Annotated in this window: 20 protein-coding genes; 9 read left to right on the plus strand and 11 right to left on the minus strand. The window is 66.1% G+C overall.

The annotated features are described in order from the left end of the window. Positions 1 to 38: 38 nt before the first annotated feature. Positions 39 to 1955 (plus strand): M48 family metallopeptidase, encoded by a 1917-nt coding sequence (locus B0E47_RS01165; RefSeq protein ID WP_077511652.1) that lies wholly within the window; start codon positions 39 to 41, stop codon positions 1953 to 1955. Positions 1956 to 2032: 77 nt separating this feature from the next. On the opposite strand, the gene B0E47_RS01170 is transcribed toward B0E47_RS01165, so the two are convergent. Next, entirely contained in the window at positions 2033 to 3628 is a 1596-nt protein-coding gene (locus tag B0E47_RS01170; protein ID WP_077511727.1) for a choline dehydrogenase, read from the minus strand. 70 nt (positions 3629 to 3698) lie between these two features. On the opposite strand from B0E47_RS01170, the gene B0E47_RS01175 reads away from it, so the two are divergent. After that, positions 3699 to 5009, plus strand: coding sequence for an MFS transporter (locus B0E47_RS01175; protein WP_256363527.1), 1311 nt, complete (start codon positions 3699 to 3701; stop codon positions 5007 to 5009). Positions 5010 to 5036: 27 nt separating this feature from the next. Here B0E47_RS01175 and B0E47_RS01180 read toward each other — a convergent pair whose 3' ends face one another. Then, positions 5037 to 5465 carry a CBS domain-containing protein gene (locus B0E47_RS01180; protein WP_077511655.1) on the minus strand — a complete coding sequence of 143 codons (429 nt, stop codon included), beginning with the start codon at positions 5463 to 5465 and terminating at the stop codon, positions 5037 to 5039. Positions 5466 to 5636: 171 nt separating this feature from the next. Then, positions 5637 to 6377: a monofunctional biosynthetic peptidoglycan transglycosylase gene (gene mtgA / locus B0E47_RS01185; protein ID WP_077511731.1), complete on the minus strand. Its 741-nt coding sequence runs from the start codon at positions 6375 to 6377 to the stop codon at positions 5637 to 5639. Positions 6378 to 6473: 96 nt separating this feature from the next. Here mtgA and B0E47_RS01190 point away from each other — a divergent pair, with 96 nt between their 5' ends. Then, complete coding sequence (locus B0E47_RS01190; RefSeq protein ID WP_077511657.1) at positions 6474 to 7373, plus strand: Hsp33 family molecular chaperone HslO; 900 nt, start codon at positions 6474 to 6476, stop codon at positions 7371 to 7373. Positions 7374 to 7379: 6 nt separating this feature from the next. Here the strand turns inward: B0E47_RS01190 and B0E47_RS01195 are convergent, their stop codons facing one another. Continuing rightward, positions 7380 to 10283 carry an EAL domain-containing protein gene (locus tag B0E47_RS01195; RefSeq protein ID WP_077511658.1) on the minus strand — a complete coding sequence of 968 codons (2904 nt, stop codon included), beginning with the start codon at positions 10281 to 10283 and terminating at the stop codon, positions 7380 to 7382. A gap of 245 nt (positions 10284 to 10528) precedes the next feature. Between B0E47_RS01195 and B0E47_RS01200 the strand changes: the two genes are divergently transcribed. Continuing rightward, positions 10529 to 11440 carry a hypothetical protein gene (locus B0E47_RS01200; RefSeq protein WP_077511660.1) on the plus strand — a complete coding sequence of 304 codons (912 nt, stop codon included), beginning with the start codon at positions 10529 to 10531 and terminating at the stop codon, positions 11438 to 11440. Positions 11441 to 11535: 95 nt separating this feature from the next. On the opposite strand, the gene B0E47_RS01205 is transcribed toward B0E47_RS01200, so the two are convergent. The 5 genes from B0E47_RS01205 to B0E47_RS01225 form a co-directional block, all read right to left on the minus strand. Beyond that, positions 11536 to 12438, minus strand: a complete 903-nt coding sequence (locus tag B0E47_RS01205) for a DUF4097 family beta strand repeat-containing protein (protein WP_077511662.1) — start codon at positions 12436 to 12438, stop codon at positions 11536 to 11538. Between the two features lie 19 nt (positions 12439 to 12457). After that, the gene (locus B0E47_RS01210) at positions 12458 to 12892 is read right to left on the minus strand and encodes a hypothetical protein (protein WP_077511665.1); all 435 of its coding nucleotides are present in this window, start codon (positions 12890 to 12892) and stop codon (positions 12458 to 12460) included. Continuing rightward, the gene (locus tag B0E47_RS01215; protein ID WP_077511667.1) at positions 12889 to 13434 is read right to left on the minus strand and encodes a sigma-70 family RNA polymerase sigma factor; all 546 of its coding nucleotides are present in this window, start codon (positions 13432 to 13434) and stop codon (positions 12889 to 12891) included. The genes B0E47_RS01210 and B0E47_RS01215 overlap by 4 nt, the downstream gene beginning before the upstream one ends. Positions 13435 to 13564: 130 nt before the next feature. Beyond that, a complete protein-coding gene (locus tag B0E47_RS01220) occupies positions 13565 to 15352 on the minus strand; it encodes a phosphoenolpyruvate carboxykinase (GTP) (RefSeq protein WP_077511669.1) in 1788 nt (595 codons plus the stop codon). Positions 15353 to 15478: 126 nt separating this feature from the next. Beyond that, on the minus strand, positions 15479 to 16057 hold the full coding sequence (locus tag B0E47_RS01225; RefSeq protein WP_077511671.1) for a TetR/AcrR family transcriptional regulator: 579 nt from the start codon (positions 16055 to 16057) through the stop codon (positions 15479 to 15481). Between the two features lie 124 nt (positions 16058 to 16181). Between B0E47_RS01225 and B0E47_RS01230 the strand changes: the two genes are divergently transcribed. The 3 genes from B0E47_RS01230 (at position 16182) to B0E47_RS01240 (ending at position 20252) form a co-directional block, all read left to right on the plus strand. Continuing rightward, entirely contained in the window at positions 16182 to 17111 is a 930-nt protein-coding gene (locus B0E47_RS01230) for an alpha/beta hydrolase (RefSeq protein ID WP_077511673.1), read from the plus strand. A gap of 13 nt (positions 17112 to 17124) precedes the next feature. After that, positions 17125 to 19572 carry an acyl-CoA dehydrogenase gene (locus B0E47_RS01235; RefSeq protein WP_077511733.1) on the plus strand — a complete coding sequence of 816 codons (2448 nt, stop codon included), beginning with the start codon at positions 17125 to 17127 and terminating at the stop codon, positions 19570 to 19572. 206 nt (positions 19573 to 19778) lie between these two features. After that, positions 19779 to 20252, plus strand: a complete 474-nt coding sequence (locus B0E47_RS01240) for a hotdog fold domain-containing protein (RefSeq protein ID WP_077511675.1) — start codon at positions 19779 to 19781, stop codon at positions 20250 to 20252. Between the two features lie 18 nt (positions 20253 to 20270). On the opposite strand, the gene B0E47_RS01245 is transcribed toward B0E47_RS01240, so the two are convergent. Together B0E47_RS01245 and B0E47_RS01250 are read right to left on the minus strand one after the other, a co-directional pair. After that, positions 20271 to 21170 (minus strand): type II CAAX endopeptidase family protein, encoded by a 900-nt coding sequence (locus tag B0E47_RS01245; protein ID WP_077511677.1) that lies wholly within the window; start codon positions 21168 to 21170, stop codon positions 20271 to 20273. Positions 21171 to 21246: 76 nt separating this feature from the next. Further along, positions 21247 to 22848, minus strand: coding sequence for a peptide chain release factor 3 (locus B0E47_RS01250; protein WP_077511679.1), 1602 nt, complete (start codon positions 22846 to 22848; stop codon positions 21247 to 21249). Positions 22849 to 23135: 287 nt separating this feature from the next. Here B0E47_RS01250 and B0E47_RS01255 point away from each other — a divergent pair, with 287 nt between their 5' ends. Continuing rightward, positions 23136 to 23393, plus strand: a complete 258-nt coding sequence (locus B0E47_RS01255) for a prevent-host-death protein (protein ID WP_077511681.1) — start codon at positions 23136 to 23138, stop codon at positions 23391 to 23393. Continuing rightward, entirely contained in the window at positions 23390 to 23665 is a 276-nt protein-coding gene (locus tag B0E47_RS01260) for a plasmid stabilization protein (RefSeq protein ID WP_077511683.1), read from the plus strand. The genes B0E47_RS01255 and B0E47_RS01260 overlap by 4 nt, the downstream gene beginning before the upstream one ends. Positions 23666 to 24662: the final 997 nt, after the last annotated feature.

Here is a 24662-nt window from a genome sequence, read left to right on the forward strand (position 1 = left end):
CGCGGCCGCAATGCCGATGATCGGTCGCCGGAGCCCGCATGGATTTCTTTGCCCAACAGGCGCGCGTGCGCGGCAGCAGTCGGCGGCTGGTTGCGCTGTTCGTGCTGGCGGTGGTCGCGATCGTGGCGACGATCGACGCGGTCGTGTGGCTGACGATGGGGCACCGTCCGGTCGATGGGGAACCGGTGGCGTCGAACCTGCCATTACTGTTCGCCAGCAGCCTGATCGTGCTGGCCGGGATCGGGTTCAGTTCGCTGTTTCGCATCATGAGCCTGTCCGGCGGCGGCAAGAGCGTGGCCGAGAGCGTCGGTGCGGTCCCGGTGCCGCCGGATACTTCCGACCCGGCCCTGCGCCAGTTGCGCAACGTGATCGAGGAGGTGGCGATCGCCGCCGGCGTGCCGGTGCCGGACATCTACCTGATGGCCGACGAACCCGGCATCAATGCGTTCGCCGCGGGCTACTCGGCGTCGGACGCGGCGGTATGCGTGACCCAGGGCTGTCTCGACAACCTCAGTCGGGACGAACTGCAGGGCGTGATCGCGCATGAGTTCAGCCACGTGCTCAACGGCGACATGCGGCTCAACATCCGCCTGATGGGCCTGCTGTTCGGCATCCTGGTGCTGGCGATCGTGGGGCGCCGGGTGATCTGGTTCGGCGGCGGCCGCAGCAGCCGCCGCGACGGCGGCGGTGGCCAGGTCTGGATGATCGGACTGGCGCTGATCGTGGTCGGTTACATCGGCTATTTCTTCGGACGTCTGATCCAGGCGGCGGTGGCGCGCTCGCGCGAATCGCTGGCCGACGCCTCGGCGGTGCAGTTCACCCGCCAGACCGACGGCATCGCCGGCGCGCTGAAGAAGATCGCCATCCTCAGCGAAGGCTCGCAATTGCAGGCTGCCAACAAGCAGGAAGTGGCGCACATGCTGTTCGGCGAAGCCGGCAGTTACAGCGCGCTGTTCGCGACCCATCCGCCGTTGCTGCAGCGAATCCAGGCGCTGGAGCCGGGCTTCCGCGAACAGGATCTGGTCCAGTTGGCCGCGTCGATGCAGCGTGCTGCCGAGACGTCACCTGCGGCCCCATCCCCGACCCCGCCGACCAGTCAGTTGGGAGTGCCTGGCGTGCGGCTGCCACCGGTGTTGCCCGCCGTGCTGGCCGGGGCGGCAGCTGTCGGCAACAGCGCGGGTTCGCCGGCCTTCCAGCACGCCGCGGCAGTGCAGCAGGCGATCCCGGCCACGTTGACGGCTGCCGTGCAGCAGCCCGAATCGGCACTCTGCGTGATGCTGGCATTGGCGCTGTCGCTGGAAGCGGAACTGCAGCCGGCACAGCGGCGCATCGTCGCCGACGCGTTCGGCGATGATGTGCAGCGGGCCGTGCAGGCGCAGACCGTCGAGTTGGCGACCCTGCCGCCGATCGCGCGCCTGCCGCTGGTCGCGCTCGCCTTTCCCGCGCTGAAACAACTGCCGGATGGACGTCAGCAAACCCTGCTGGGTGCGCTCGATGGTCTGGTCAAGGTGGATGGCCGGGTCGATCTCAACGAGTATTGCCTGGCGCGGTTGCTGCGTATCCAGTTGCAGGAGGCGCGCCAGCCCCGTCGCGCGCCGGTCGATGGCCTCAAGAAACTTCCCGCATGTCGGGACAGCATGATCCTGGTATGCACCGTGGTGGCGTCGGCGGGTTGTTCGGACGAGGCGAGCGCCCGGCGCGCTTGGCTGCTCGCGATGCAGCAGGCATTCCCGGGGGAGGCGATCGAGTGGTCGCCACCGCCGTCGGCGTGGCAGGCCTCGTTCGAGCGCGCGCTGGACGATCTTGACGGGTTGAGCCCGGTGGCGAAGGAACTGGTGATCCAGAGCCTGCTGCGTGCCATCCAGGCCGACGGCATGGTCAGCGTGGAGGAGGCCGAACTGCTGCGGGTGATTTGCGCCAGCCTGCATTGCCCGGTGCCGGCAGTCTCCGCGTAGGAGCCCGTTCGCGGGCGATGCGGTTGCTCTATCTTCTATCGTGCATCAGAGCAAGAGCATCGCCCGCGAGCGGGCTCCTACGGCTTGCCAGCCAGGATCAATGCGCTGACCCGCTCGGCAATCATGATCGTCGGTGCGTTGGTGTTGCCGGTGGGCAGGCACGGCATGATCGAGGCATCGACCACGCGTAGTCCCTCGACACCGCGCACGCGCAGTTCGCTGTCGACCACCGCGCGATCGTCACGGCCCATGCGGCACGAGCCGACCGGGTGATAGACCGTTTCCGCCTTGCGCCGGATGAACTCGATGTATTCGGCGTCGGTATCCAGCTCGCGCTCGGGAAACACGGGGACACCCCGGCAATGATCGAACGCTCCCTGGGCGAGGATCTCGCGCGACAGCCGCGCCGCTTCGATCATCCGCTTGAGGTCATGGCCTTCGGCATCGCCGAGGTAGTTGGCGTGGATCGCCACGGGCTGCGCCGGGTCGGCCGAACGCAGGCGCAGGCGCCCGCGGCTGCGCGGATGCAGATGGCACGCATGCACGGTGTAGCCGTCGCCGGGCAGGCGGTGGCGGCCATGGTCGTCCAGCTGCGCCGGCACGAAATGGAACTGGATGTCGCAACGTTCGTCGTCGGCCAACGCGCTGCGCACGAAACCGCCGGACTCGGCGATATTCGAGGTGCCCGGTCCGTCACGATGACGCCACCAGCGGATCGCCGTGCCGAGTTGGTTGAGATGATCGTAGGTGAGGTGTTTCCGGCGACTGCCCACCACGGTGCAGATGTCCAGGTGATCCTGCAGCTCGCCGCCGACATCGGGCAGGTCTGCCACGACCGCGATTCCGTGTTCGCGCAGGTGGTCGGCCGGGCCCAGGCCCGAGAGCATCAGCAATTGGGGCGAGTTGATGGCGCCGCCGCAGACCAGCACTTCGCCCGCCTCGATGCGCTCGCTGCCATGCCGTCCCCGGCGCAACTGCACGCCCACCGCGCGCCCGTGTTCGAGCCATACCCGCTCGACCAGCGAGCCTGTGCGCACGGTCAGGTTGCCGCGATCGCGCACCGGCTTCAGAAAGCCGGCCGCGGTCGAACACCGCGCCCCGCCGCGCTGGGTCACCTGATACAGGCCGAAGCCGGCCTGCTGCGCGCCGTTGAAGTCGTCGTTGCGTGCATGGCCGGCGCTGGTCGCCGCCTCGATGAAGTCGTCCGAGAGCGGGTTGTGATAGCGCAGGTCGGAGACGCCGAGCGGGCCGCTGACGCCGTGCATGGCGCTGGCGCCGCGGCTGTTGTCCTCGCTGTGCAGGAACCATGGCAAGACCTGTTGCCACGACCAGCGTGGATCGCCGCTGGCGTCGGCCCAGCTGTCGTAGTCGGCCGGCACGCCGCGCACGTAGCACATCGCATTGATCGAGCTGGAGCCGCCCAGCGTCTTGCCGCGCGGCCACCACAGGCGGCGTCGGTCCAGCGCCGGCTCCGGCTCGGTTTCATAGCACCAGTTCATCGTGCGCTTCCTGGCCAGCTGCGCCAGGCCCGCCGGCATGTGGATCAGCGGATTCCAGTCGCTCGGGCCTGCTTCGAGTAGCAATACACGGGTGGCCGGATTCGCGCTGAGCCGGTTGGCCAGCACGCAGCCGGCGGAGCCGGCACCGACGATCACATAGTCGTAGTTGTCCAAGCAGGATTCCCCGGTGCGGCCGAGCGATGCCGGCATGTTAGTCTTTTTGCGTTTCCCACTGGATGCACCCTTGAGTCCGCCCCGTCCCGCCGTCGAGGAACAAGCCAGCGCGCCGTGGTTGTCCGCGCTGGCGTTTTTCTTCGTGATGACCTCGTACTACATCGTGCGGCCGGTGATGAACCAGCTCGGTGGTGCGGTGGGCTCGCAGTCGCTGCCGCTTTTCTACGGCGCGGTATTCGTGGTGATGCTTCTGCTGACGCCGGTCTTCGGCATGCTGGTGGCGCGCGTCCCGCGTCGCCGGCTGGTGGGCTGGAGCTACAGCTTTTTCATCCTGTGTCTGCTGGTCTTCGTGCCGGCCTTTCTCGCGCAGGACCGCATCGGTGCGCGCGCCTTGGGGGTGGTGTTCTTCGTGTGGGTCAGCGTGTTCAACCTGTTCGTGGTGTCGCTGTTCTGGAGCTTCATGGCCGACATCTTTTCCAGCGGCGAGGCGCGCAAGGCATTTTCGCTGATCGCGCTGGGCGGCATGGCCGGAGCCATCTTCGGCCCATTGGTGACCAAATTCCTGGTGCAGCTGATCGGGGTGGCTCCGCTGCTGCTCGTTTCGGCACTCGCATTGAGCGCGGCGATGGTATTGCTGCTGCGATTGTCCACGCAACACGATCGGCAACCCGGCAGTCGCGGCGGCGAGGCGATCGGCGGTTCGTTGTGGGCCGGCGTCAAGGAGCTGTGGTCGCGTCCGTTCCTGCGCTACATGGCCTTGCTGATGCTGTTCGGCGACGGCATCGGCACGCTGGCCTACGCGCTGGTGGCCGATTATGCCAAGGCGCACTTCACCGGCGAGGTGGCCCGCACGCAGTTCTACAACGACCTTGACCTGGCCACCAACCTGCTTGGCGCGGTGTTGCAGCTGAGTGTGACGCGCTGGCTGTTGGTCCGACACGGTGCCGGCTGGGGACTCGTGGTGCCATCGTTGGTGAATGTGGCGCTGCTGGTGGCGGTAGTAGCAGTCGGCGCAAGCAGCAGCCTGATCCTGTTCGGTGCGAGCGTGCCGTTGCTGGCCTTGATGATGATCGTGACGCGCGGCTTCGCATACGGCATGACCAAGCCGGCCACGGATGCTCTATACACGCGGGTGCCGCGCGAGACGCGCTACAAGGGCAAGAACTTCGTCGAGACTGCCGTATGGCGGTTCGGCGATGTGGTGGTGACCAGTGCGGTGAGCGGCCTGCGCATGCTGGGCTGGAGCGTCGGTGGCATGGCCCTGATCGGAGCCGGTGTCGCCACCCTGGCCACCGTGGTGGCTCGCCGTGCCGGCTGGTCGCCCGATTTGCTGCCGGACGAACGCTCGCTCGTCGGTGACGCGAGAACCTCACGTACTTGAATCCGGCAGGTTCCCCGTTGCCCAGCCTCAGCTGGTGATGTATCGCTGCAGATGCTCGATCTGTTCGGCCTGCGCGTCGATCACCGCCTTGACCAGGTCGCCGATCGAGATGACCCCGATCACCGCCCCGTCCACCACCACGGGCAGATGGCGGATGCGTCTGTCGGTGCATAGGCGCATGCAGTCGAATACATCCGTGTCCGGGCCCACGGTGAGCGGACTGCCGGTCATGATGTCGGATACTGCCGTTTGCGACGAGGATTTTCCCTGCAGGATGACCTTGCGCGCGTAATCGCGTTCGGACATCACGCCGACCAGTTCGGTACCGCGCATCACCAGCAGCGCGCCGATCCGGTGTTCGGCCATCTGCTTGATCGCCTCGAGTACGGGTGCGTCCGGCGTGACGCTGAAGATCGCGCTGCCCTTGCTTTGCAGCAGATGTTTGACCTGGCTCATGCTTGGGTCTCCCAGCGGCCCGGGCGGCGGGCCGTCTGGGACGAGTCTAGCGCCGGTGCCGACCCCACGTGTAGCGAAGTTGTGAAGCGGCCTGGCCGGTGCGCCGAACCCGGTGCGATGCGCGTTGCGCCTTGAGGGAATGCGGCAGTCGCCGCTCACCTTCGGTCCGATTCAATGCTTCGGTCTTGGCGGGGCGCGACCTTCGACATAGCCGGGACCACCCAGCTGTCCCATCTGCTGCTGGATCCAGTTGGCGCGGCGCATCACGTACGCGCTGGGTCGATCCGCGTGCAATCGGCGCGGGCTCGGCAGCACCGCGGCCAGGCGCGCGGCCTGGGCCGGGCCGAGCTGCGCCGGCGCTGCATGGAAATACGCTTCGCTGGCCGCCCCCACGCCATAGATGCCATTGCCGAATTCGGCGATGTTCACGTAGACCTCCAGGATGCGCCGCTTCGGCCAGGTCAGCTCGATCAGCACCGTGAAATACGCTTCCAGCCCCTTGCGCACGAAGCTGCGGCCGTTCCACAGAAACAGGTTCTTGGCGGTCTGCTGGCTGATCGTGCTGGCGCCACGCAGGCGTTTGCCATCGTCGGCGGCGTCGATCGCCTTGTCGATGGAATCAAAATCGAAACCGTGATGGTAGGGAAACTTCTGATCCTCGCCGGCTACCATCGCCAGCGGCACCCAGGGCGATATGTTTTTCCACGACACCCAGTGCTGGTGCAGCCGGAAATCCCTGTCGCCGTGAATCCACGCACTGAACTGGCGCTCGACCATGACGGCCGAGGTCCACGGCGGCACGAAGCGCAGCACCAGTACCACCAACCAGGTCGACGCCAGCCAGGCCAGTGCAAGGATGCCCAGCCAGCGCGGCAGTTTGCGCCATCGGATTTGGCGGAACGGAGAAGCCATGGGGTGCACCAGCAAGGACAGCACAGTATAAGAGGCGTTGTACGGCCACCGCCGCGCCCCCATCTGATGTGGCCGCTCCCAACGAGAACCCCGATCGTGCAAAGCCAGCCTCATGATGATGTCCTGCACCGCTTTCTGCTGCCGCGCGCCGGTGTGCGCGGCGCCCTGGTGCGGCTGGGTTCGTGCTGGCGCGAGGTGGCCGGACGGGCCGAGTATCCACCGACGTTGCGCACCTGCCTGGGCGAGGCGTTGGCGGCCAGCGCCTTGCTGACGGGCAATATCAAGCTCGATGGTTCACTATCGATCGAACTGAAGAGTTCGTCGGCCTTGCGCCTGCTGTTTGCCGAATGCAGCGATCAGGGCCATCTGCGCGGATTGGCGCGCTGGAACGAACCGTTGCCCGAGCCGCTGGCACTCGATGCGCTCGCCGATGCCGTGCTGGCGATCACCTTGGGCAATGTCGAACGCGGACAGCGTTATCAGGGCCTGGTCGAGTTGCGCCATGCTGGTCTGGCCGAGTCGCTGGAGAATTATTTCGTCCAGTCCGAGCAGTTGCCGGCGCGAATCCTGCTCGCCGCGAACGCGGAACATGCAGTCGGTCTCATGCTGCAGAAAATGCCCGATGAGGGAGGCCATGCCGCCGCTGCGGACGACGATGCGTGGAACCGTGTGGTGCACCTGACCGCCACGCTGGGCCCGGAGGAACTCATTGCCACACCGGCGGACGCCTTGCTGTATCGGCTCTACCACGAGGAGTCGGCGCGCCTTATCGATACGCGGTCACTGGCCTTCGGCTGCAGTTGCAGTCGCGAGCGGGTCACCTCGATGTTGCGTTCGCTCGGTCGCGACGAGGTGGAGGCGGCGCTGGCCGCACGTGGCGATGAAATCGAGGTGGTCTGCGAGTTCTGTGCACAGCGCTACGCGTTCGACCGGATCGACGCCGAGCACTTGCTCAGCGAAGGCGCGGTGCCCGGCGCGCCGGACACCGCCCAGTAAACCTGCTCAGGCGAGCAGCAAGGGCTTGTCCGCACTGAGCCATGTGCTGGCCGGCTGCGGCGTGGCGAACAGGAAGCCCTGTCCGTAGCGGCAACCCACGCGCCGCAGGGCCTGGCGCTGGGAATCCTGCTCGATGCCCTCCGCGATCACCTTCATGTGCAGCGAATCGGCCAGCACCTGGATCGCGCGAACCAGCGCCAAGCCCTGGGTTTCGCCGTCATCCAGCGGAAGCTCGGTGATGAACGAGCGGTCGATTTTCAGGCTCTCGAACGGATACTGGTGCAGGTAGCTGAGCGAGGAATAGCCGGTGCCGAAATCGTCCAGCGAGATACCGACGCCCTTGTTGCGCAGGTTCTGCAGCATCTGCTTGACCTGGGTTGGGTTCTCCAGCAGCGCGTGTTCGGTGACTTCGATGTGGATGCAATGGGTGGGTACGGCGTATTGATCCAGCAAGGCGAGCAGGCGCTGATCGAGATCGACCGATCGGAAGTGCCGGCCGGATACGTTGATGCTGATGAATCCCTCGGTGCCGATCAGGCGCACCGCCTGGATGCACACTTGTTCGAAGATCTGCCAGTCGATCGCCTCGGCGCAGCCGCATTCCTCCGCGATCAGCAGGAAATCATGCGGTGACAGCAGCCCGCGCTCGGGATGGTGCCAGCGCAACAGCGCCTCGTAGCCGATCACGCGACCATCGGCCAGCTCGACGATCGGCTGGTAATACGGCTCGAATTCGTTGCGACTGAGTGCGTGGCGAAGATCGCTCTCCATGTCCAGCAGCGACAGCGCTTCGCGGCGCAGGCGATCGTCGAACATCGCCGCGCGATGGCGACCGCCGTCCTTGGCGTTGTACATCGCCGCATCGGCGTCGCGCAGCAACTCCTCCGGCTGGCGGTAGTGCGGCGCCGACAGCGCAATGCCGATCGAGGCGGAAGTGAATATCTCCTTGGTGCCGAGCCGGAACGGCGTTTGCAGTTCGCTGATGATGCGTTCGGCGATCAGCGAGGCCTTGCCGGTATTGGCGATGCCTTCCAGCAGCACCGCAAATTCGTCGCCGCCCAGGCGCGCCACCACATCCCGGGTCTTCAGGCAGGCGCGGATGCGGCCGCCGACCTGGAACAGCAGGTCGTCGCCGACCAGGTGGCCGACCGAATCGTTGATGACCTTGAAACGATCGAGGTCGATGAACAGCACGGCGAACTGCTCGTTCGGATTGGCGCCGTAGCGCTGCATCGCCTGTTCCAGCCGCTGCAGGAGCAGGGTGCGATTGGGCAATCCGGTGAGCGAATCGTGCAGGGTCTCGTACTTCAGCCGACGCTCCACCCGCTCGCGTTCGGCGATCTGTTCGCGCAGGTCGCGGTTGGCCAGCGCCAGCGCGCGGGTGCGTTCGGTGACGCGGCGCTCCAGGCTGGCGTTGGCCTGCTTGAGCGAGGTGGCGGTCTGCTTGCGCTGCAACGCGTTGGCGATGTGGTAGCTGACGAAGGTCAGCAGTTCCTGGTCGCGCTCGTTGTAGGTGTGTTCCGGCGAGTAGCTTTGCAGGGCAAGCACGCCCATCGCCTTGCCACCCCAGATCAGCGGCACGCCGAGCCAGCACACCGAGCGCGTGCCGAAATGGGTGATTTCGCCCAGGGCATGCAGCTTTTCGATGTCCGCCGGCGTCGCCAGCAAGGGCTTGGCGTGGCGCAACACGTATTCGGTGGCGCCACGGCCATGCACGCGCGCCGGCCGCACGCTGTCGACTTCGTCCACCGAGTAGGGAAAGCTCAGCTGGTCGGTTTCCTCGTCGACCAGTGCGATGTAGAAATTGCGCGAGTACAACAGGCCGCTGATCACCTGGTGCACGGCGGCGTAGAACTTGTCCAGGCTGTCGGAGGTGCTGGCCAGTTCGGCAATCCGGAACAACGCCGCCTGCAGGCGTTCGCCGCGCTGGCGTTGCAGCACCTGCTGGCGCAGCACCCGATTGGCTTCGCGCAGCGCCGCGGTGCGATCGGTCACACGGCGTCCCAGCTCCAGATGCGCCTCACGCCGTTCCAGCGCGGTCTGCACATGCTGCGCCACGTAGTTGAGCAGCTCCAGGTCGTGCCGGGAGTAATGCGTGTCGGCGCGGTAACTCTGCACGATGATGCCGCCGACCACGCGCCCGTCACGCAACATGGGTACGCCCAGCCAGTCTTCGCACGGCGGGCCGAGCAGGACAAAACGGTCACCGAGCTGTCGCTTCAATTCGTCGATCGACCCCATCAGGGGTCGACCCTCCCGCAACAGATTCCAGGTCAGGCCATGCAGCATGTCCTGCAGCGGCAGCGTCTCGTCTCGTGGCGGCAGGTCGGTGTCCAGGACATCGACGCAATAGGGGAAACGGACGCGGTCGGTGGCCGCGTCGTACAGCACGATGTAGAAGTTTTCCGCATACATCAGGCTGCTTACGATCGCATGCAGCGAACGCATCATCTGCGGCATGTCGTGTTCGGCGCTGGCCTGGTCGGCAATCGCGTACAGCGCTCGCTGCAGGCGTTCGGCCAGGGCCAGGCGCGAGATCGCTTCGTACAGGCGACTGGTCTCGGCCAACTGGGCCAGACGGATGCCGGCCAGACGACTCACCCATTGCAGCGATTCATGCGCCGAACCCGACAAGGGCAGGTCGGTCAGTTCGAGCGACAAGGTTCGGCTGGACAGCGGATCTTCGGCCAGGTCGTGCCAATGTTCGGCCGGATTGACCGCGGTGTCATCGCGAAGTCGCCAGCGCAGCCGGCCGTGCGCGCTCAAATGGCCCAGCATGAACTCGCAGATTTCCATCACGCTGGCGGCATCGGCGGCTTCGAACAATCGCTCGACGGCGCCGTCAAGGCCCGCAAGATCCCGCACCAGCCGCGGCGGCTGGGATGAGCGGATCGTCGGCGTGGCGTTCATGGGCGGCGGTCAGTTCCGGAACAATTCCGACGGGATCAGGGTCAAACCGCTTTTATACAGGGTAAGGCGGCGCCCTTGCCAGCCGGATCATAACGGGAACCAGGCCGTCTCGAACGAGTCAGAACGTGAAACAGGCCCGCATGAATTTGTGCGTTGGGGCGGGTTTTTGGCTGTTAGCAAAACGTAAAATGAAGTACACTCGGCCTCGACAAGTCCCACCCTATCGTGTGATCGCTGAAACCCTCATGCGCCGTCCGTATGCCCTGCTGTTGATTGCCCTGTTGCCGTTTGCCGCGGCGGGTCAGTCCGTGGGCGGCGACAGCGCACAGGCGGAGCACCTGCTGGCGCAGCCGCAGGCGGTATCGGCCGCGACGGATGCCGGCATCAGTGTGCCGTTGTGGCGTGGCAAGGGCAATCGCATGCTGCTGCTCAAGGCGGACAGTGGCGATGCGGGCGACCCGATGTCGGCCCTGAAAACACCGTTGGCCATGCATCCGGGCGATGCGGGCAGCGTGGTTCGGACGGGCCTGCAGTACGGCGTGGGTCCGCTCACGGCGCACGCCGAGGTCAGCGAGCATTCATGGCTGAACCAGAACTCCAGGATGCTCGGCAGTGAAGTGGGCGCCACCTACGATGCCGGCGATTACAGCGTCGGGCTGAGTGTCGGCACCACCAGCACGCCACATCGCGATGTGGTTTTGCCACGCGTGCTGCCGGGTGTCGTCACCGGGGTTGATGGCCTGTCCGCTTTTGACAGCAGCAGTCAACTCAATGCGCGCGGTCGGCTGGCGCTTGGCAACAAGAGCGGCATCGACCTTGGTGCCAGCGTCGGTCGCGTCTATCTGTTGCCGGGCAACCTGCTGGGCGTCAACGCGCTTGACCAGAAGGCCTTGAGCTTCGGCGTCGACCACGGCCCCCTGAGCGGCGTGGTGACGGGTCGAACCATGCAGCCCGAAGCTGGCATCCCGGGTGGTCTGTATGCCGACAAGCGCTGGAACAGCATCGACCTGGGTGTGACCTGGCGCCTGCCGTGGCGGGGCTCGCTCAGCGTGGGCGCGCAGAACCTGTGGTCGTCCGGCACGCCGGCGAATACACCGGTCGGTCCGGAGCCGGATCAGTCGCGCACGCCTTACGTGCAGTACCACCAGGATCTCTGAGGCCGCCAGCTCGGCCGCCGTGCCCTTGACGCCACCGCCAGCGCGGTGGCGTTTTCGCATCCGTTCCCGCTGCCGGGATGGATGTTTCGCTTGGCTCAGTCCTGTTTGCGCAAGCGCAGGTCGCCGCTGAAGGTCTCGATGCGGATCTTGCCGTTGCCGGCGCCGAGGTGCGCGTCCAGCGAACTGCCGGGACCATGTTCGGGCTTCGTCGGCGTGCCGAAATCACTGCGCAAGTCACCGCTGAAACTGCTGGCATGCAGGTTGGCGGAGGTGTCTGCAGGCAGTCTCAGTTGAACGTCGCCACTCATGCTGTCGACGTCAACGGTGCCGCCCGCGGTCAATCCGCCGGCCAGTTGCACGTTGCCCGACACCGTACTCAACGAGAACTTCTGCCAGGGACCACCGCTCGCCTGGACGCGGCCGGAAATGGTTTGCAGCCTGGCTTGGCCGCCCAACGCCGGGGCCAGGATCTCGCCGCTCACGGTTTGCAGCGAAGCCTGCTCGGCGTGGCCGGAAAACTCGATGCCGCCGCTGACACTGTCCACGTCCAGCGAAGGCGTGCGCGCGTTGATGCGGGCGTTGCCGCTGACGGTATTGATCTTGATGCGGCCACCGGCAAGGCCGTCGATCACCAGCGGCGCGCTGATCACGTTGACGTCCATTGACGAGGCCCGTGGCACGTGCAGTTCCAGCGTGGTCGGCGCCATTCGGCTGTCGCCGCCGAAGTTGAACCAGCCGGAACCGCCGTTCGGCTCGACCTTGATCACCAGGTGGTCGTTGTCGCCGGTGATCGCCAGCGGCTTGGCGCCTTCGCCCAGCTCACCGCCGACCTGCACTTCGTTGCGATCCCACGCGATCACGTTGACCGAGCCGGCGATGTTGCTGACGCTGATCCGGGCGGCGGCGCTGGCGGCATGCTGCAGCTGGATCGGCGTACCGGCCAGCGCATCGCTCATGCACAGGCAAAGCAGCAGGGGCAGATAGCGGGTGGTCTTCATGGTCACTCCTCATGCTTGATCAGCTGGCGCGATCGGCCAGTTGGCGCAGTTGCGCCTGTTGTTGTTCGGTGCGGCGAAGCAGGCGCTGCAGCCCGGCCGAGTCCGGTGCCTGCCGGATCGCCAGCTCCAGTTCCATGCGCGCGGCGTCCAGTTCGATGGCGGCGCCGGCGAGGCGCGGGTCGGCGGGCTTCCAGTTCGATGTTGCTGTCGCGCCTGCGTTGCCGGGCGGCGCCTGCAGCAGTCGCCAACCCACGCCGCCGGCCACGCACAGGGAAGCGGCGAGGCCGGCGCCAAGCAGCCAGCGCTGCCGACGGGACGGCTGTGTCCGGGTGGCGGGTGTGCCTGCCTGTGCCGCGCGGTCCAGTGCGGAATCGATGGCCGGCCACAGGTCGTGGTCCGGTGCGCGCGGCTGGCGCAATGCGCGCAATTGTCGACGCCATTCGAATTCGTTCATGAGCGTTCTCCGAGTGCCTTGCGCAGCAGGCTGCGCGCACGATGCAGTTGTGCCTTCGACGTACCCACGGCCATGCCCAGCTCGTCACCGATGTCCTCGTGCCGCCAGCCTTCGATGTCGTGCAGCACCAGTACGGCGCGGGCACGGGGCGGCAGTTGGCCGATCGCCTGCTCGAGTTCCTCGCGTTCGGCGGCGCAGAATGGCGTTTCGCCGGGATCCGGCAACAGTTCGTGGTCGCGCACGCTGACCGGGTCGGCGCCGCGCGCACGGATGTCCATCAGGGCCACGTTGACCGCCAGCCGGTACAACCAGGTGCCGAACGCACTTTCGTGGCGAAACCCCGGCAACTTCTGCCAGGCGCGGATGAATGCCTCCTGGGTGAGGTCTTCGGCGCGGGCGTGGTCGTAGCCGGCGAGGCGCTGCAGCGCGCCATACACGCGGCCCACGTGCAGCGTGTACAGCCGCTGGAACGCGTGGCGATCGCCGGCGGCCGCGGCGCGTACATCGTCGCTGTCATGCGCGGCTGTCGGGACAGGCGGCATCGGACTTCCGGAGGCGGGGCAGGCAGCAATCATCTTGCCAGCTTGGATGCGGCGTTGCGCGAAAGGGTTTGAAGCGGAGGGTGCCGTGGCATCACGGGCAGGTTCGACGTACCTGCCCGTGATGCGTGCCTCAGGAGGCGGTGGCGGCGCGAGGCGATGACCGTGCGTCGTCTTTCCGCAACGCCTGGACCACGCGCTGCTGTTCGCGGCGCAGGCGTTCGGGCAGGCGCGGAGCGAAGCTTTCGAGATAGTCGCCGATGGCATTCAGCTCGGCCTGCCAGCCTGCATGGTCGACGTCGAGCAACTCGTCGAGGCGGGCGCGATCGAGCTTGAGTCCGTCCAGCTTCAGCTCACCTTCTGCGGGCAGGATGCCGATCGGCGTTTCCACGCCGCCGACGCGGCCCTCGGCGCGGTCGATCATCCACTCCAGCACGCGCAGGTTTTCGCCGAAGCCGGGCCACAGGAACTTGCCATCGGCGCCCTTGCGGAACCAGTTGACGTGGAAGATCTTCGGCAGCTTCGCGCCGGGCTGGTCGAACGACAGCCAGTGCGCGAAGTAGTCGCCGTAGTGATAGCCGCAGAACGGCTTCATCGCCATCGAGTCGCGGCGCAGCACGCCAACCGCACCGGTGGCGGCGGCGGTGGTTTCCGAACCCATCGCGGCGCCCATCAGCACGCCGTGGCTCCAGTCGCGCGCCTCCATCACCAGCGGCAGCAGGGAGGGGCGGCGGCCGCCGAACACGATCGCGCTGATCGGCACGCCTTGCGCGGCCTCGGCCATTTCCGACCAGGTCGGGCATTGCTTCGCGCTGACCGTGAAGCGCGAGTTGGGATGCGCCGCCGGGCCGTTCGCCGGATCGTACGGACGTCCCTGCCAGTCGGTGACCGGCGTGCCGGGCAGACCTTCCCACCACGGCTGGTTGTCGGCGGTGACGGCGACGTTGGTGAAGATGGTGTCGTGCGAGATGCTCTTCAGCGCGTTCGGGTTGGTGTTGTCGCTGGTGCCCGGTGCCACGCCGAAGAAGCCGGCCTCCGGGTTGATCGCGTACAGCCGTCCATCCGCGCCGGGGCGCATCCAGCAGATGTCGTCGCCGACCGTCCATACCTTCCAGCCATCGCGGCGATAACCTTCGGGCGGGATCAGCATCGCCAGGTTGGTCTTGCCGCAGGCGGACGGGAAGGCGGCGGCGATGTAATGCGTCTCGCCTCGCGGATCCTCGATGCCCACGATCAGCATGTGCTCGGCCAGCCAGCCTTCGTCGCGGGCCTGGTTGCTGGCGATGCGCAGCGCGTGGCATTTCTTGCCCAGCAGTGCGTTGCCGCCGTAGCCGGAGCCGTAGGACTTGATCGACAGCTCGGCCGGGAAGTGCATGATCCAGCGACGCTCCGGATCGAGTTCCCCCTTGGAATGCAGGCCCTTCACGAAGCTGCCTTCGCGTTCGATCCGCGCCTGTGCGGCGGCGCCCATGCGGGTCATGATCTTCATGTTGGCCACGACGTACGGGCTGTCGGTGATCTCCACCCCGCAGCGCGACAGCGGCGAGTCGATCGGGCCCATGCAATACGGGATGACATACATGGTGCGGCCTTCCATGCAACCGTCGAACAGCGCATCGATCTTCGCGTGCGCCTCGGCCGGGTCCGTCCAGTGGTTGTTCGGACCGGCGTCGTCCTCGTCCGGATGACAGACCAGGGTGAGCTGCTCGACCCGGGCCACGTCCTTCGGATCGGAGCGGTGCAGGTAGCAGCCGGGGTGGGTTTGCTGGTTGAGCTCGATCAGGGTGCCGTCGCCCAGCATCTGCTGTACCAGCGACCGGTATTCCGTGTCCGAGCCATCGCACCAGTGAATCTTCGCAGGGCGCGTCAGCGCCGCCACCTGATCGACCCACTGCGTGAGCGCTTCCAGCTTGCTGGTCATCTTGTTCCTCGGCGGATTGCGAAAAAATGAAACCGGCACGGTAGTTTGCGTGCACTGGTATTGCAAGGCACGACGCAACAAAAACGGCGCCAGCAGGCGCCGTTCGGGGGTTGTTGCGGGAATCCGTCAGGCCGGGATCAGGGTCGCGATCATGTGTTCGACGTAGGCCTCGAACTCTTCGTGGTTGATGCGCGGCAGGCCGAGGGTGAAGTTCAGCTGCAGGAAGCCCACGTAGGCCGCATAGGTCAGCCGCGCCCGGTTCAGCGCCTGTGGCGGGGCCAGGCCGGCCTCGCGATAGGCGGTGGTCAGGAACTCCATCCGCCGCTGCGACACCCGCGCCATCACCGGCACCACCTGGGGATGATCCAGCGCCTTGAGCAGGGCGGCGTAGACGCGGTGCGGCTGCAGCTCGTGCGCGACGCGCCGGAACAGCTCGGGCAGACGTTTGCGCGGGTCGCTGATCTGCGCGATCTCGTCGATGATCTCGCGCTCGCCGTACTGCTCCCAGCGTTCGAGCGCCGCATTCAGCAGCGCCTCGCGGGTGCGGAAATGCCAGTAGAAACTGCCCTTGGTGACGCCGAGCTGGCGGGCCAGGGCCTCCACCGCCAGTGCGCCGACGCCTTGTTCCGCGATCAGGCCCAGGGCGGCGACTTCCCAATCCTCCGCCGACAGGCGGGTACGTTCCGGTTTGCTGCCTACATTCATTTGCGTATGGTAGCCATACGCCGTGTCTTTTGTAATGCGGGCGTTCCGGCCCGCCACGTCCGGGCCGCGAACGAATCACGGGCATGGTTGACGGCGGCCGGCCAGGCAATCCATACTCAAGCGTATGGTAACCGACAGCCTTTCCAATGCCGTCAGCAAACGCTTCCGGGTCGCCGACCTGGATCTCGCCGTGCAGGTGCGCAACCCGACGGGCAAGCCCTGCCTGCTGTTCGCGCATGGCTTCGGGCAGACCGGTGGCGCCTGGAACGGCGCGGCGTCTGCGCTCGCCGCGGCGGGCTGTCGCTGCGTGACCTACGATGCGCGCGGCCATGGCGAAAGCGATCGGGTAGCGCGCGGCGCGGATTCTGCAGGTGCGGATTCTGCAGGTGGTTATCAGATGGACCAGTTCGCCGATGACATGCTGCGGCTGGCTGCCGCGCAGCCGCAGCCGCCGATCCTGGTCGGCGCGTCGATGGGCGGACTGCTCGGCATGGTGATCGCCGGGGAAGTGCGTCCGGTACCGTTTCGTGCCCTGGTGCTGGTCGACATCACGCCGCGCTGGGAAACCGCCGGGGTCGAACGCATCCTCGGTTTCATGCAGGCGCACCCCGACGGCTTTGCCGATTACACGGAGGCGGCCGAACGGATCGCCGCCTATCAGCCGCAGCGGCGCGAGCGCAAGAGCGAGCAGCAGCTGCGCCCGCTGCTGCGCAAGGGCAGCGACGGCCGGCTGCGCTGGCACTGGGATCCGGCCCTGCTGGCCGGCGGCATGGTCGACGAAAGCGAACGCTACCAGCCACGCCTGCTGGCCGCCGCCGCGAAGATCGGGATTCCCGTGCTGCTGCTGTCGGGCGCGCGCAGCGACGTGGTGTCGCGCACCACCGTCGACGAGTTCCTGCGCCTGGTGCCGCAGGCGCAGCACATCGAATTGCCGCAGGCCACGCACATGCTGGCCGGCGACGCCAACGACGCATTTACGCGCGAAGTGATCCACTACGTGCAAGGTCTTGATTCCCCCGCGATGCCGCGACACGCCGGCGTCGTTCAACCGTGACGAGGTGCTTCAGATGTCCGTGTTCCTGACCCTGCTGGCGGCACTGCTTGCCACCGGCGCCTGTGCCTACCATCGCAGCAGCCTGCGTACCTGGGCGATCGTCGCCATCATCACCACCCTGGTGGTCGGGCTGCTGGTGCACGCACCGGTGACCATGGTGATCCTGCTGATCATCGAGCTTGTCATCGCCGTACCGCTGCTGCTGGTGGATTTCCGCCGCCGCCAGATCAGCGCGCCGCTGCTGAAGCTGTTCGCCAAGGTCACCCCGAAGCTGTCCGAGACCGAGCAGACCGCACTGGAGGCCGGCACGGTCGGGTTCGAGGGCGAACTGTTCTCCGGCAAGCCGGACTGGCACGAACTGCTGAAGCAGCCCAAGCCCGAACTGAGCGTGGAGGAACAGGCTTTCATGGACGGCCCGGTGGAAGAGCTGTGCGGCATGATCGACGACTGGCAGATCACCCACGAACTGGCCGACCTGCCGCCGAACGTGTGGGAGTTCATCAAGAAGAACAAGTTCTTCGGCATGATCATTCCCAAGCAGTACGGTGGCCTGCAGTTCTCCGCGCTGGCGCATTCGGCGGTGCTGCAGAAGCTTTCCACCATGTCGGCGACGGTGTCCTCCACCGTGGCGGTGCCGAACTCGCTGGGCCCGGCCGAACTACTGCTGCACTACGGCAGCGACGAGCAGAAGGATTACTACCTGCCGCGCCTGGCGGTGGGCGAGGAGATTCCCTGCTTTGCGTTGACCGGCCCGTATGCCGGTTCCGACGCCACCTCGATTCCGGACGTCGGCATCGTCTGCAAGCAGCTGGTCGACGGGGTCGAAACGCTGGGCATCAGGCTCACCTTCGACAAGCGCTACATCACGCTTGCCCCGGTGGCCACCGTGGTCGGCCTGGCCTTCCGCATGTACGACCCGGAGCACCTGCTGGGCGACAAGGACGATCTCGGCATCAGCCTCGCGCTGCTGCCGCGCTCCACTCCCGGCCTGCAGATCGGCCGCCGCCACTTCCCGCTGAACATCCCGTTCCAGAACGGCCCGGTGCACGGCAAGGACGTGTTCGCGCCGCTGTCGGTGCTGATCGGCGGCCCGCAGATGGCCGGCCACGGTTGGCGCATGCTGGTCGAGGTGTTGTCGGTGGGGCGTGCCATTTCGCTGCCGTCCAACGCCACCGGTGCGATGCGCGCCTCGGCGCTGGCCACCGGCACCTATGCGCGCATGCGCAAACAGTTCGGCCTGGCGGTGGCCCGTTTCGAGGGCGTCGAGGAGGCGCTGGCACGCATCGGCGGGCTGACCTACGCCACCACTGCCTTGTCGCGCGCCACGGCGGCGGCGGTGGATCGCGGCGAGAAGCCGGCGGTGACCTCGGCGATCGCCAAGTACCACGCCACCGAATGGGCGCGGCGGATTGCCAGCGACACCATGGACGTGCACGGCGGCAAGGCGGTGCAGCTGGGTCCGAAGAATTACGCCGGCCGCGGCTGGTCGAGCGTGCCGATCGCGATCACGGTCGAGGGCGCCAACATCATGACGCGCAGCCTGATGATCTTCGGCCAGGGCGCCATCCGCTGCCATCCATACGTGCTCAAGGAAATGCAGGCGCTGTTGATCGGCGATCGCGGCGAGCAGCTGAAGACGTTCGACCGGCTGCTGTTCGGCCATCTCGGCTTCGGCATTTCCAACGCAGTGCGCAGCTTCGCGATGGGCCTCACCGGGTCGCGCATCGGCGACAGCGCAGGTGATGCCTACACGCGCCGCTACTATCGCAAGTTGAACCGCTACTCCGCCGCGCTGGCCTTGTGCGCGGACGTGTTCATGGGCGTGCTCGGCGGCAAGCTGAAGTTCAAGGAAAAACTGTCGGCGCGCCTCGGCGACGTGCTCAGCTATCTGTACATCGCCAGCAGCATGCTCAAGCAGTACGAGGACAACGGCCGGCCGGAAGCGGATCGACCGTTCCTGGCGTGGGGCTTCCACGAGTGCATGTGGCTGATCCAGAACGCGCTGGACGGCGCGATCCGCAATTTCCCGGTGCGCCCGGTGGCGTGGTTGCTGCGCGGGCTGGTGTTCCCGTTCGGCCGGCGCGAGGTGCCGCCGTCCGATCGCCTGGGCCGTCGCGTTGCGGCGCTGCTCACCGCGCCGAATGAGGCGCGCGATCGCCTGGTCGAGTGGGTCTACCGCACGCCGACGCCGAACAACACCGTCGGTCGCATGAACGCGCTGCTGCCGGACGTGATCGCTGCCGAGCCGGTGGATCGCAAGTTCGGCAAGGCCTTGAAGGCGGGTCAATTCAAGTCGCACGACTACATGGATCAACTGGCCGAGGCCGAACAGGCCGGCGTGCTCAACACCAGCGAGGCAGCGCTGCTCAAGCGCGTGCGCGAGGGCGTGTTCGAGTTCATCTCGGTGGACGATTTCGATACCGACGAGTTGCGTGCATTCAAGACCCGCGCCGATGCCTGAAGACCGGGGGAGGCCTCGATACCGGTAATCCCGGGTAACCACTTGGTTGCCCGACATTCCTGCGCAGGCGGGAATCCATCTTCATCGTGCGGCACGGCAACCGGGATGACCCGCTTTGCTGTGGTGGAGCTGTTCCCGCCTGCGCGGGAATAATGTCATGGGGGCGAGATCCGCTTGCGGGATCGCATCACTGGGAGGGCTGGTCAATGAGCACACCCGTACTGCAGTCGTATCGCCGCATCACGCGCTGGCCGGCGGGGCACTGGCTGTTCTCGCGGTTGGTTTGCCTCAAGGCGCCGTACTTCGCGACCATCGCGCCGCGCTTCGTGGCGCTGGAGCCGGGTCGCTGCGAGATTCGCCTGCGCGACCGCCGCCGCGTGCACAACCACATCGGCACGGTGCATGCGATCGCGCTGTGCAACCTGGCCGAACTCGGCGCTGGCGTGATGACCGACGTGACCGTTCCCGCGGACATGCGCTGGATTCCCAAGGGCATGACGGTCGAATACCTGAAGAAGGCGACAGGCACGATGCTTGGCGTCGCCACCCCCGAGGCACCGGCGCGTTCCAGCGCCGAAGGCTATGAGTGGCCGGTGGACGTACGGATCAGCGATGCCGATGGCGAGGTGGTGTTCCGCGCCCGCGTGAACATGTGGGTATCGCCACGCAAACATGCCTGAACGCGCGGAGCGACCGTCTCAACGCCGCCAGCAGGGCGGCACGATGCTGCCCCGCCGCCGCGCGACGATCAGCAGGGCCAGCGAAAGCAGCAAACAGACCAGCAGCGCCACCACCGAGGCTTCGGCGCCGAACGCACCGCCGCTGAGCCAGTCCGGGCCGGTTCGCTGCGACACCAGCCAACCATTCACCTTGCCGCCCGACACCGGGATGCCGTACACCGTGCCTTGCATGATGTTCCACGCCGCATGCAGGCCGATGCAGGCCCACAACGAACGGGTAACGGCATACAGCAGTGCCAGCAGCACGCCGGCCTCGATCGCGATCGCCGCCGAACTCCACGGCGTGGCGCCGGGATTGAAGATGTGCGCGGCGCCAAAGAACAGCGCCGAAATCACCAGCGCCCACCAGCTGCCGAGGCCTTCCTCGACGATACGGAACAGCACGCCGCGCACCACGATTTCCTCGCCGATGCCGGCGCCGATGCCGGCCACCAGTACGCCGGGCAACCAGTTCACCTGCGGGTCGGTGCCGGTGACGTGGTAGCTGCCGGCCAGCCACAGCACGGCCACCACGAGGCTGAACAGCACCGCGCCGATGAGCAGTCCGGCGGCGCCGAACCTGGGGATGTCGCGTGGCGAGAGTTCGCTCACGCGGCGCTGCTCGATCAGCTTCACCAGGATCAGGTAAGCGGCCAGGGCTGGCAGCAACTGGATGCTCAGCGTCGCCAGCGCATGCTGCAACGGGCCGGCCGACGGGATGGCCCAGCCCCATGCGACGACGAGTGTTTCAACCAGGAAACCGAAACCAAGCAGCATCGCGGCGAAGAACAGGATGCGCGCGGCCGGTGAAAACACCAGCCAGCGCAGCCAGCGCGGAGAGTCGGGTGGCGTGCTGAAGGCGACGGTGCTGGCGGGCATGCTTGCGAGGCTCGGCGGATGGAGCCTGCAGATTATCAGCGTGGCGGGGCGAGAACGGATCCCTGGCGAGCGCGTCTCAGACTTCCGCGGCGGCCGCGTGCTCGCGCGTGTTGGCAAAACGCACCTGCGGCCAGCGCTCCTGCGCCAGCTGCAGGTTCACCCGCGTGGGCGCGATGTAGACCAGTTCGCCGGCGCCGTCGATGGCGAGGTTCATCGCGTTTTTCTCGCGGAACTCCGCCAGCTTCTTCTCGTCGTCGCAATGCACCCAGCGCGCGGTGGTCACCGTCACCGGCTCGAAGCTGGCGTCGACGTTGTACTCGTCCTTCAGCCGGTAGGCGACCACCTCGAACTGCAGCACACCGACCGCGCCCAGAATCAGGTCGTTCGACATCAGCGGGCGGAAGAACTGCGTCGCACCTTCCTCGCTCAATTGCGCCAGGCCCTTCTGCAGCGCCTTCATCTTCAGCGGATCGCGCAGGCGGGCACGACGGAACAACTCCGGCGCGAAGTTCGGGATGCCGGTGAAGCTGACTTGCTCGCCCTCGGTGAAGGTGTCGCCGATGGTGATGGTGCCGTGGTTGTGCAGGCCGATCACGTCGCCCGGGTAAGCGGTCTCGACGATCTCGCGGTCGCTGGCCATGAAGGTCAGCGCGTTGGCGATGCGCACCTCCTTGTTCGTGCGGCTCTGGATCATCTTCATGCCGGCGTTGTAGGTGCCCGAGCACACGCGCATGAAGGCCACGCGGTCGCGGTGCGCCGGATCCATGTTCGCCTGGATCTTGAACACGAAGCCGGAAAGCTTCTCCTCCTCCGGCTGGATCTCGCGCGTGGTGGTGGCGCGCGGACGCGGGCTGGGTGCGTTCTCCACGAAGAAATCCAGCAGCAACTGCACGCCGAAATTGTTCACCGCCGAGCCGAAGAACACCGGCGTCTGCCGGCCGGCCAGGTACTCGTTGATATCGAACGACGGCGCGGCGCCCTGCACCAGTTCCAGTTCCTCGCGCAGTTCGCGCATGGCCTCGTCGCCGATCTTCTCCAGCAGGCCGGGCGCGTCGAGGCCCTTGAGGATGGTCGAGTCCTGCCGCGTGAAGTTCTTGCCCGACTCGAAGATGTGCACTTCGTCCAGCGCCAGGTGGTACACGCCCTTCAACCGCTTGCCCATGCCGATCGGCCAGGTCAGCGGCGCGCAGGCGATGCCCAGCACCGACTCCACCTCGTCCAGCAGCTCGATCGGCGAGCGACCCTCGCGGTCGAGCTTGTTGATGAAGGTCATGATCGGTGTGTCGCGCAGCCGGCAGACCTCCATCAGCTTGATCGTGCGCTCCTCCACGCCCTTGGCGCAGTCGATCACCATCAGCGCCGAATCCACCGCGGTCAGCACGCGGTAGGTGTCCTCGGAGAAATCCGCGTGGCCCGGCGTATCGAGCAGGTTGACGATCTTGCCCTCGTACGGGAACTGCATCACCGACGAGGTCACCGAAATGCCGCGCTCCTTCTCCAGCGCCATCCAGTCCGAGGTGGCGCTGCGCGACGTCTTGCGACTCTTCACCGAACCGGCCATCTGGATCGCGCCGCCGAACAGCAGCAGCTTTTCGGTCAGCGTGGTCTTGCCCGCGTCAGGATGGCTGATGATGGCGAAGGTGCGGCGGCGGCGGGTTTCTTGGAGATGGGTGGACATGGGGGCGGGTCAGCGAGAACGCGAACCGGCAATTGTAGCGTGGTTCGGGGGCGGGCCTTTGCTACTCCTGCGGTATCCGCTGCGTGGTCAACTACGGGTGGACTGCTGTAGCAAGTGCGCGCTGAAGACGGTCATTCCTGAAGCGTCGGGCGCTGCTGCAGATATCGCGCTTCACGGTTGAACCCATCGACCATTGCTTGAGGCCCACCGGAATTATTCAGCACGCTTTACCGTGCGATTGATGATACGATAAACAGCGCGCAAAGTTTCGACGAGGAGCCCCCATCATGAGTTCGATCAGTGCCAACGAATTGAAGACCCAAGGCGTCTCGGCGATTGCCGAGGCCTTGTCCGAGGCACCGGAGGCGATGGTGTCGGTGCGTGGCAAGGATCGCTTCGTGGTGATGGGTATCGAGCACTACCACTATCTGCGCGAGTGCGAGTTGACCGCCGCGCTGGCCGAAAGCCAGGCCGATATCGCCGCCGGTCGTTTCGTCAAGGAGTCGGTCGACGCGCACATGAAGCGTCTGGCCAAGCTGTCGTGAGCCATGTGCTGGTCTTTACCGACCAGTACAACCGGCGCGCGGCGCGGTTCCTGAAACGCCACCCGCAGGTACGCGAGCAGTACCGCAAGACCTTGTTGCTGCTGCAAGCCAACCCGCAGCATCCGTCGCTGCGACTGCACGCGTTGTCCGGTCGGTTGAACGGTTTGCATTCGGTGTCGATCAATCTGTCGTATCGCATCACCCTGGAACTGGTGATCCGCGACCGGCAGATCGTGCCGATCAATGTAGGCGATCACGACGCGGTGTATTGAGCGTCGGTTGCGTGATGCGATGCGACCTGTAGGAGCGCACCTTGTGCGCGATGCTCTTGGCTTGGAGCGGCAGAAGACGATCGCGCAGAGGGTGCGCCGCTGACGCAGCTCTGGTTGTTCGTTGTCGTTACCTAGATCAAGGGCTTTCGTGCGCCTTCGGCGCCCGAGTCACCTTTCTCTTGCGTGGCCAAGAGAAAGGTAACCGAAAGAGAAGGCTACCCCGCTTGGCGCTTGCCGCCCATCCATGGGCGGCAAGTCCGTGAGGTGGGGCCGGGCTTTTCGACAGCACATCCATGTGCTGGCGAAAAGGAGTCGACCTCCTGTCGACTCCCGCTACGCGGCCTGTTGTCCCCACCTCACCGCCGCACAGGGGCCCCGGGTAGAGCAGCGCGCCATCCTGGCGCGCACTCGGTGTGCCACCGCTGCGCGGTAGTGGAAGAGCCGAGCCAGAGCATTTGCTTTAAGCACCATTCCCAAGCGTGCGAATGTCTTAATTCGGCGCCACTACCGGACATCGAAAATCACGGCTGTAAACCACGGTTGCCGCGCTCAGGCGTATGCTTCCAGTAGGGGCTAGGCGCGGGACCTAGAAGCAACCGGGGTAAGTTCTGATGGGGAAACGTTCGGTCGGGGTCGGTGTGTGGCTGGCCCTCGGGGCACTGGTGCTAGTCGCCATAGCGCCCAAGGAGGTCTGGATCTGGCTCGGGGTGATCGGCGTGAGTGCCCTGATCGCATACTTGGCCATCAAGCATCCGAGCCAAAAAGGGGGGCGCGACGCCCACCAGCATGAGCCTACTCTGGCCGAGCTGATCGCCAAGAGCGAGCCTCAGCGATCTACCCGTCGGCCTGCGGCCCCGCCCGCCGGTCGACCCCGCACAGCCCCTGAAGACCCGCTGGTGAAGAGTTCCGGTCAGTCATCCGAGTGGAGGGCAACTCGCCAAGCCACGATCGACGTGAACCGCGAGCATGCGCAAGCCTTGCGCGACAGGTTTCCTCC

The organism is Rhodanobacter sp. B05 (assembly GCF_002001085.1).
Classification (GTDB): domain Bacteria; phylum Pseudomonadota; class Gammaproteobacteria; order Xanthomonadales; family Rhodanobacteraceae; genus Rhodanobacter.

Bases quoted from the DNA above. Each gene is read 5' to 3' on its own strand.
- B0E47_RS01165 (WP_077511652.1), top strand. From the start codon at position 39: ATGGATTTCTTTGCCCAACAGGCGCGCGTGCGCGGCAGCAGTCGGCGG.
- B0E47_RS01180 (WP_077511655.1), bottom strand. From the start codon at position 5,465: ATGAGCCAGGTCAAACATCTGCTGCAAAGCAAGGGCAGCGCGATCTTC.
- mtgA (WP_077511731.1), bottom strand. From the start codon at position 6,377: ATGGCTTCTCCGTTCCGCCAAATCCGATGGCGCAAACTGCCGCGCTGG.
- B0E47_RS01195 (WP_077511658.1), bottom strand. From the start codon at position 10,283: ATGAACGCCACGCCGACGATCCGCTCATCCCAGCCGCCGCGGCTGGTG.
- B0E47_RS01200 (WP_077511660.1), top strand. From the start codon at position 10,529: ATGCGCCGTCCGTATGCCCTGCTGTTGATTGCCCTGTTGCCGTTTGCC.
- B0E47_RS01205 (WP_077511662.1), bottom strand. From the start codon at position 12,438: ATGAAGACCACCCGCTATCTGCCCCTGCTGCTTTGCCTGTGCATGAGC.
- B0E47_RS01210 (WP_077511665.1), bottom strand. From the start codon at position 12,892: ATGAACGAATTCGAATGGCGTCGACAATTGCGCGCATTGCGCCAGCCG.
- B0E47_RS01215 (WP_077511667.1), bottom strand. From the start codon at position 13,434: ATGCCGCCTGTCCCGACAGCCGCGCATGACAGCGACGATGTACGCGCC.
- B0E47_RS01220 (WP_077511669.1), bottom strand. From the start codon at position 15,352: ATGACCAGCAAGCTGGAAGCGCTCACGCAGTGGGTCGATCAGGTGGCG.
- B0E47_RS01225 (WP_077511671.1), bottom strand. From the start codon at position 16,057: ATGAATGTAGGCAGCAAACCGGAACGTACCCGCCTGTCGGCGGAGGAT.
- B0E47_RS01230 (WP_077511673.1), top strand. From the start codon at position 16,182: ATGGTAACCGACAGCCTTTCCAATGCCGTCAGCAAACGCTTCCGGGTC.
- B0E47_RS01235 (WP_077511733.1), top strand. From the start codon at position 17,125: ATGTCCGTGTTCCTGACCCTGCTGGCGGCACTGCTTGCCACCGGCGCC.
- B0E47_RS01240 (WP_077511675.1), top strand. From the start codon at position 19,779: ATGAGCACACCCGTACTGCAGTCGTATCGCCGCATCACGCGCTGGCCG.
- B0E47_RS01245 (WP_077511677.1), bottom strand. From the start codon at position 21,170: ATGCCCGCCAGCACCGTCGCCTTCAGCACGCCACCCGACTCTCCGCGC.
- B0E47_RS01250 (WP_077511679.1), bottom strand. From the start codon at position 22,848: ATGTCCACCCATCTCCAAGAAACCCGCCGCCGCCGCACCTTCGCCATC.
- B0E47_RS01255 (WP_077511681.1), top strand. From the start codon at position 23,136: ATGAGTTCGATCAGTGCCAACGAATTGAAGACCCAAGGCGTCTCGGCG.